Below are 1,618 nucleotides of genomic sequence, written 5' to 3' on the forward strand. Positions count from 1 at the left end.
CGGCTACTTGTCGGCGGTGTATTCAAGAAATAGGAATCATGCATGGGAGAACTTCGGACTAGGGAGATGATTATTTACCGGGGGATCGCAAGCATGATTTAGTCGTAGTTCCCACCGCGTGCACGTTTGTTAGCGAGTCGCGACGAAAGGAATTATTAAAAACGTGCGCCTTTGTAAACAATGTCTATATCCTACGCGTAAACCACGTCGGCAACCACAAGGCCGCTAGTGGCAAGCAGTGGAGCTTTTACGGTGATTCGATGCTGATTAGTCGCTTTGGTGATTTTGGGACTGGGTTAAATTTGCCTCTAAGAGCAATAAACAAGGTTAAATTTACCACCTTTTTATACCATAAATTTACGTTTTACCGATGACAAATTGACAAGTTGAACCATTCTTTACAATCAAGTTCTTTCTTATTGTCACCGAAATTTTAAATTTAATGCGAGTTCTTTACACTGAAATTTAACTGGCTAATTAAACAGGACAGTTCTTGTATACAACTAAGACGTTGACTACTTTGTCCGTCTGTTGCGTCAGTGGTTGCAATATATGGCGCAATGCTATACTTTGTGAAGTTTTTAGATATGGCGACAATTTTAGTCATTTTTACTTAACAAAAGCAAAAATTGCAGCCGAAAAAAACACCGGAATTACTTAGCTTTCCTTTGCGATTTTGATAAATTCCTGCGCTAGTTTTGACAGCTTTTTATCCTCTTTATAGGCCAAAATCAGCGTCTTAGCTAGCGTCGGCTCGCCGATGTCAAAAAGTCGCACCTTATCAGCTTTATCCTCTTTGATAAACTGCGATATCGTAAAACACGCGCCGTATCCAGACGCCACGATGGAGTTTGCGATGTCAAAGGTATCGGTTTCGCAGAAAATTTTAGGCGCAAAGCCCGCCTTTTTAAACGCTAAATCGATCTCCGTACGGCTTCTTTGGCTCTCTTTGGGCAAGATAAATTTTTCGTCTTTTAGCTCTTTTAGCGAAATTTTAGCGTCTTGATTTTTATATTTGAGCGAGAGAGGATGCAGCGCAGGTAGCGCTACAAACATATCCTGCGTCTTGATAACCTCGCATTTTAGGCCGTTAGCGTCGATAGGCATTATCAACATACCGATATCAAGCTCGTCGTCTATAATCATTTTTCTTATTTTTAGAGTGGAGAAAATTTGCATGACTTTTATGTTCGCGCCACTAAATCTTTTGCAAAATTTAGGCAAAGCCTCGGGGATCATGTTGTATCCGTTTTGAGAAAATCCGATGCGAATCTTGCTTTTTTTGCGCCGACAAGCTCGCTTAGTTCGGTATTTAAGTCCTCTAGCACGTCAAAAACGAGCTTTGCTTTAGATAGATAAATTTCGCCCGCGTTTGTGAGCGAAATAGGATTTGTTCCCCGGTTAAAAAGCGGCATACCGATCTCTTTTTCTAAATTTAAAATGCTTTGCGATAGCGATGGCTGCGGGACTTTGAGCGCATTTGCCGCTTTTGTAAAGCTTTTTTCGCTAGCCACTTTTAAAACTAGCTCCATTTGCCTTAAATTCATACTTTCCGCCTTTTATCATAATATAAAAATTATCATATTATATATAAAATAATATTTGACTTATATTAAAA

General features: G+C 39.7%; 2 protein-coding genes and 1 pseudogene. 1 reads left to right on the forward strand and 2 read right to left on the reverse strand.

Features of this window, described 5'->3' with window-relative positions:
- Positions 1 to 86 precede the first annotated feature (86 nt).
- Positions 87 to 284: pseudogene (locus tag Q0200_RS11885) on the forward strand (carbon-nitrogen hydrolase family protein); the annotation flags it as partial.
- 373 nt (positions 285 to 657) lie between these two features.
- Here Q0200_RS11885 and Q0200_RS02480 read toward each other — a convergent pair.
- Positions 658 to 1,239: a LysR family transcriptional regulator substrate-binding protein gene (locus Q0200_RS02480; RefSeq protein ID WP_297937320.1), complete on the reverse strand. Its 582-nt coding sequence runs from the start codon at positions 1,237 to 1,239 to the stop codon at positions 658 to 660.
- A complete protein-coding gene (locus Q0200_RS02485; protein WP_297937322.1) occupies positions 1,236 to 1,547 on the reverse strand; it encodes a LysR family transcriptional regulator in 312 nt (103 codons plus the stop codon). The genes Q0200_RS02480 and Q0200_RS02485 overlap by 4 nt, the downstream gene beginning before the upstream one ends.
- Positions 1,548 to 1,618: the final 71 nt, after the last annotated feature.

Origin of the sequence: uncultured Campylobacter sp. (assembly GCF_938045225.1) — a bacterium.
GTDB lineage: Bacteria > Campylobacterota > Campylobacteria > Campylobacterales > Campylobacteraceae > Campylobacter_A.

Excerpts from the sequence above, each read along its gene's own strand:
- Q0200_RS02480 (WP_297937320.1), bottom strand. The coding sequence starts at position 1,239 with ATGATCCCCGAGGCTTTGCCTAAATTTTGCAAAAGATTTAGTGGCGCG.
- Q0200_RS02485 (WP_297937322.1), bottom strand. The coding sequence starts at position 1,547 with ATGAATTTAAGGCAAATGGAGCTAGTTTTAAAAGTGGCTAGCGAAAAA.